The sequence below is a fragment of the Rhodovulum sp. genome (assembly GCF_011048875.1).
GTDB lineage: Bacteria > Pseudomonadota > Alphaproteobacteria > Rhodobacterales > Rhodobacteraceae > Rhodovulum > Rhodovulum tesquicola.
Map to the genome: position 1 here is coordinate 1 of NZ_DSDD01000413.1, position 5069 is coordinate 5069.

Here is a 5069-nt window from a genome sequence, read left to right on the forward strand (position 1 = left end):
GATGCGCTGACAGCCTCTGCAGCGCCATCGCATCCGCACTGACCACCTTCAACCCGAAGGAATGCGCCCGCTATCTCCGGCACGCAGGATATGCTTCAACTTGATCGGAAACAACTCTAGCTGAATCGAAACAAAAAATGACCCCCGCCGCGGCACGTGGCGGGGGTCGATTTCGTCGGGCAGGGGTCACCCCGCTCGCCCTGGGCTTACCAGTCCTCGCGATGCACGATCCGGGTCTTGATCGGCAGCTTCATCGCCGCGAGGCGCAAGGCCTCGTGGGCGACCGCTTCGGACACGCCGTCGATCTCGAACATGATCCGGCCGGGCTTGACCTTGGCCGCCCAGAAATCGACGGAGCCTTTCCCTTTACCCATCCGCACCTCGGTCGGTTTCGACGAGACGGGAGTGTCGGGGAAAATGCGGATCCAGACCCGGCCCTGACGCTTCATGTGGCGCGTCATGGCCCGGCGGGCGGCCTCGATCTGGCGCGCGGTGACGCGCTCGGGCTCGGTCGCCTTCAGCCCGAACGAGCCGAAATTGAGGTTGAACCCGCCCTTGGCCTGGCCGTGGATCCGGCCCTTGTGCATCTTGCGGAATTTCGTGCGCTTTGGTTGCAGCATCTCTTCTCTCCTTAGCGCTCGCGCTCGCGGCGCGGACGCGACGGGGCGCCACCTTCCTGCAGCTCGGCCTGGCGGCGATCGCGGGCGGAGGGATCATGCTCCATGATCTCGCCCTTGAAGATCCAGACCTTGATGCCGATGATGCCGTAGGGCGTGGACGCCTCGGCCAGGGCATAGTCGATGTCGGCACGCAGCGTGTGCAGCGGCACCCGGCCCTCGCGATACCATTCGGTCCGCGCGATCTCGGCACCGCCAAGGCGGCCCGCGACGTTGACCCGGATGCCGAGGGCGCCCATGCGCATGACATTCTGCACCGAGCGTTTCATCGCGCGGCGGAAGCTGACCCGGCGCTCCAGTTGCTGGGCGATGGATTCGGCCACCAGCTGGGCGTCAAGTTCGGGCTTGCGCACCTCGACGATGTTGAGGTGCAACTCGCTCGCCGTCATGTTGGCCAGCTTCTTGCGCAGCCCTTCGATATCGGCGCCCTTCTTGCCGATGATCACGCCGGGACGCGCGGTGTGGATCGTCACCCGGCATTTCTTGTGCGGGCGCTCGATGATGACGCGGCTGACGCCGGCCTGCTTGCACTCTTCACGGATGAAGTCGCGCATGGCCAGGTCTTCCAGCAGCAGGTTGCCGTATTCCCTGGTGTCGGCATACCAGCGGCTGTCCCACGTGCGGTTCACCTGGAGGCGCATGCCGATCGGATTGACCTTGTGACCCATCAGACTTGCTCCTCGACCTGGCGGACCTTGATGGTGAGTTCCGAGAACGGCTTGACGATCTTGCCGAACCGGCCACGGGCGCGCGGCTGGCCGCGTTTCAGCGTCAGGTTCTTGCCGACATAGGCCTCGGCCACGATCAGTTCGTCCACATCGAGGTTGTGGTTGTTCTCGGCATTGGCGATCGCGGACTGAAGGCATTTCTTCACGTCCTCGGCGATCCGCTTCTTCGAGAAGGTCAGATCGGCCAGCGCACGCTCCACCTTCTTGCCGCGGATCATCGCGGCGACGAGGTTGAGCTTCTGCGGCGAGGTGCGCAGCATGCGCGCCTTGGCCATCGCCTCGTTCTCGGCCACGCGGCGGGGGTTCTTGTCCTTGCCCATGGCGACTACCTCTTCTTCGCTTTTTTGTCGGCCGCGTGCCCGTAATAGGTGCGCGTCGGCGAGTATTCCCCGAACTTCTGGCCGATCATATCCTCGGTCACGTTGACCGGAATATGCTTCTGGCCATTGTAGACGCCGAAGGTCAGCCCGACGAACTGGGGCAGGATGGTGGAGCGGCGCGACCAGATCTTGATGACCTCGTTGCGGCCGGATTCGCGGGCTTTCTCGGCCTTCTTCAGGACATAGGAGTCGACGAAGGGGCCTTTCCAAACGGAACGTGTCATGGCTTAGCGACCCTTCTTGCGCGCGTGACGAGAGCGGAGGATGTACTTGTCCGTCGCCTTGTTGCGGCGGGTCTTGGCGCCCTTGGTCGGCTTGCCCCAGGGGGTGACCGGGTGACGGCCGCCCGAGGTGCGGCCTTCGCCGCCGCCATGGGGGTGGTCGATCGGGTTCATCACGACGCCGCGGACCGAGGGACGCTTGCCCAGATGCCGGTTGCGCCCGGCCTTGCCGAGGTTCTGGTTCGAGTTGTCAGGGTTCGAGACCGCGCCGACGGTCGCCATGCATTCCTGGCGCACCATCCGCAGCTCGCCCGAAGACAGGCGCAGCTGGGCATAGCCGCCATCGCGGCCGACGAACTGGGCATAGGTGCCCGCGGCGCGCGCGATCTGGCCGCCCTTGCCGGGCTTCAGCTCGATATTGTGGACGATCGTGCCGATCGGCATGCCGGTGAAGGGCATTGCGTTGCCGGGCTTCACGTCAGCCTTGGTCGAGGCGATCACCTTGTCGCCCACGCCCAAACGCTGCGGTGCCAGGATATAGGCCTGCTCGCCATCCTCGTACTGGATCAGCGCGATGAAGGCGGTGCGGTTCGGGTCATATTCGATCCGGGCCACCGTTGCGGCCATGTCGAACTTGGTCCGCTTGAAATCAACGATCCGGTAGAGGCGTTTCGCCCCGCCGCCGCGGCGGCGCATCGTGATCCGTCCGGTATTGTTCCGGCCGCCCTTCTTGGTCAGCCCCTCGGTGAGAGCCTTGACCGGGCGACCTTTCCAAAGCTCCGAACGGTCGATCAGCACCAGCCCACGCTGGCCCGGCGTCGTCGGCTTGTACGACTTGAGTGCCATGCTTTCTGTCTTCCGTCAGCTTCGGACCAAAGGTCCCGTTTCCGTCTGGGGCAAAGATGCCCCGGTCTTGAATGCAGCAGACCCCGGATGCCCCGGGGCCGCTGAGTCGGGCTCGTATATCAAAGCCCGGTGGTAACGTCGATGGTGTTGCCCTCTTCGAGCGTCACATAGGCCTTCTTGACGTCCTTGCGGCGCCCGAGGATGCCCCTGAACCGCTTGGTCTTGCCCTTGGTGATCGTCGTGTTGACCGCCTTCACCTTGACGCCAAAAAGGCTCTCGACGGCCCCCTTGATCGCGGGTTTGTTGGCGTCGATCGCCACCTCGAAGACAACCGCGTTGGCCTCGGAGGCCATGGTCGCCTTTTCGGTGATGATCGGCTTGCGGATCACGTCATAATGTTCTGCCTTCGCGCTCATTTCAGTCGAGCCTCCAGAGCTTCGACACCCGCCTTGGTCAACACCAGCGTGTCGCGGCGGAGGATGTCATATACATTGGCGCCCATCGAGGGCAGCACGTCGATCCCCTCGATGTTGCGCGCGGCCATGGCAAAGTTCTCGTTCACCTGCGCGCCGTCGATGATCAGGACACGCTTCCAGCCCAGCGACTTCAGCGACTTGGCCAGTTCGGCAGTCCTGGGCGCGGCCATTTCGGCCGAATCCAGCACCACCAGCTCGCCCGCCTTCGCCTTGGCCGACAGCGCGTGCTTCAGACCCAGCGCCCGGAACTTCTTGGGCAGGTCATGGGCGTGGCTGCGCGGCGTCGGGCCCTTGTAGACGCCACCCTTGCGGAAGATCGGCGCGTTCCGGTCGCCGTGGCGTGCGCCACCGGTGCCCTTCTGGCGATAGATCTTCTTGGTCGAGTAGCTGGTCTCGGACCGGGTCTTGACCTTGTGGGTGCCGGCCTGCGCCTTGTTGCGCTGCCAGCGCACCACGCGATGCAGGATGTCGGCGCGCGGTTCCAGCCCGAAAATCTCGTCGCCGAGCTCCACGGTGCCGACCTTGGCGCCATCCAGTTTGATCACGTCGAGTTTCATTGCTCACCCCCTTCGGCGGGCGCGGCCTCGGCGGGCGCGGCGGCCGCAGCATTGGCCGATTTCAGCGCGGCGGGCAGAACAAGGTTCTCGGGCGCGGGCTTCTTGACCGCGTCCTTGATCGTGACCCAGCCGCCCTTGGCACCCGGCACCGCGCCCTTGACCATGATCAGGCCCCGGTCGGCATCGGTGCGCACGACCTGCAGGTTCTGCGTGGTCACGCGGGCTGCGCCCATGTGGCCGGCCATCTTCTTGCCCTTGAACACGCGGCCGGGTTCCTGGCACTGCCCGGTCGAGCCGTGGCTGCGGTGGCTGATCGACACACCGTGCGAGGCACGCAGCCCGCCGAAATTGTGCCGCTTCATCGCACCGGCAAAACCCTTGCCGATCGAGATGCCCGACACGTCCACGAACTGGCCCTCTAAATAGTGATCGGCGGTGATCTCCTCACCGACGGCGATCAGGTTCTCGGGGGCCACCCGGAACTCGGCAAGCTTGCGCTTGGGCGCGACATTGGCCGCGGCGAAATGACCGCGCATCGGCGCCGTCACCCGCTTGGCCTTGGCGTTGCCCGAGCCGAGTTGAACGGCCGTATAGCCATCCTTCTCGGTCGTACGCTGCGCGACGACCTGGCAGCCGTCGAGCTGCAGGACGGTGACCGGCACCTGCCGCCCGTCTTCCATGAACAGCCGGGTCATGCCCAGCTTCTTTGCGATCACTCCAGAGCGCATCCGGGTGCCCTCCTCAAACCTTGATCTCGACGTCCACACCGGCCGCGAGATCGAGCTTCATGAGCGCGTCCACGGTCTGGGGCGTCGGGTCGATGATGTCGAGAAGCCGCTTGTGCGTGCGAATTTCCCACTGGTCGCGCGACTTCTTGTCGATATGCGGGCCGCGCAGAACGGTGAACTTCTCGATCTTGTTCGGCAGCGGGATCGGGCCGCGCACCTGCGCGCCGGTCCGTTTGGCCGTGTTCACGATCTCCGCGGTGCTGGCATCCAGAACGCGGTAATCGAAGGCCTTCAGCCGAATGCGGATATTCTGACTTTGCATGTTTCTTGCCCTCGGGCTGATGGGCCGGCTTTTGCCGGCCCGGCCGTGATTTCGGTTACTCGATGATCTTGGAGACGACGCCGGCGCCGACGGTGCGGCCGCCCTCGCGGATGGCGAAGCGGAGTTTCTCCTCC

The 5069-nt window shown here is 64.7% G+C and carries 10 protein-coding genes; all 10 read right to left on the reverse strand.

Going from position 1 to position 5069, the window contains the following annotated elements; genetic code table 11:
- Window positions 1–206: 206 nt before the first annotated feature.
- Window positions 207–620, reverse strand: a complete 414-nt coding sequence (gene rplP, locus ENN83_RS14210; protein WP_287188013.1) for a 50S ribosomal protein L16 — start codon at window positions 618–620, stop codon at window positions 207–209.
- Window positions 621–631: 11 nt separating this feature from the next.
- On the reverse strand, window positions 632–1345 hold the full coding sequence (gene rpsC / locus ENN83_RS14215) for a 30S ribosomal protein S3 (protein WP_287188015.1): 714 nt from the start codon (window positions 1343–1345) through the stop codon (window positions 632–634).
- The gene (rplV, locus tag ENN83_RS14220) at window positions 1345–1725 is read right to left on the reverse strand and encodes a 50S ribosomal protein L22 (RefSeq protein ID WP_287188017.1); all 381 of its coding nucleotides are present in this window, start codon (window positions 1723–1725) and stop codon (window positions 1345–1347) included. The genes rpsC and rplV overlap by 1 nt, the downstream gene beginning before the upstream one ends.
- A 5-nt stretch (window positions 1726–1730) precedes the next feature.
- Window positions 1731–2009: a 30S ribosomal protein S19 gene (rpsS, locus tag ENN83_RS14225; protein WP_132696074.1), complete on the reverse strand. Its 279-nt coding sequence runs from the start codon at window positions 2007–2009 to the stop codon at window positions 1731–1733.
- 3 nt (window positions 2010–2012) lie between these two features.
- The gene (gene rplB, locus ENN83_RS14230) at window positions 2013–2852 is read right to left on the reverse strand and encodes a 50S ribosomal protein L2 (RefSeq protein WP_287188020.1); all 840 of its coding nucleotides are present in this window, start codon (window positions 2850–2852) and stop codon (window positions 2013–2015) included.
- Window positions 2853–2971: 119 nt separating this feature from the next.
- Window positions 2972–3268, reverse strand: coding sequence for a 50S ribosomal protein L23 (locus ENN83_RS14235; RefSeq protein ID WP_287188023.1), 297 nt, complete (start codon window positions 3266–3268; stop codon window positions 2972–2974).
- Window positions 3265–3885 carry a 50S ribosomal protein L4 gene (gene rplD, locus ENN83_RS14240; protein ID WP_132696071.1) on the reverse strand — a complete coding sequence of 207 codons (621 nt, stop codon included), beginning with the start codon at window positions 3883–3885 and terminating at the stop codon, window positions 3265–3267. Before rplD ends, ENN83_RS14235 begins: the two co-directional genes overlap by 4 nt.
- A complete protein-coding gene (rplC, locus tag ENN83_RS14245) occupies window positions 3882–4613 on the reverse strand; it encodes a 50S ribosomal protein L3 (protein ID WP_287188026.1) in 732 nt (243 codons plus the stop codon). The genes rplD and rplC overlap by 4 nt, the downstream gene beginning before the upstream one ends.
- 13 nt (window positions 4614–4626) lie before the next feature.
- The gene (gene rpsJ, locus ENN83_RS14250; protein ID WP_132696069.1) at window positions 4627–4935 is read right to left on the reverse strand and encodes a 30S ribosomal protein S10; all 309 of its coding nucleotides are present in this window, start codon (window positions 4933–4935) and stop codon (window positions 4627–4629) included.
- A 55-nt stretch (window positions 4936–4990) separates the two neighbouring features.
- A partial coding sequence (locus ENN83_RS17030) for a hypothetical protein (RefSeq protein ID WP_088217411.1) occupies window positions 4991–5069 on the reverse strand: 79 nt, incomplete at its 5' end.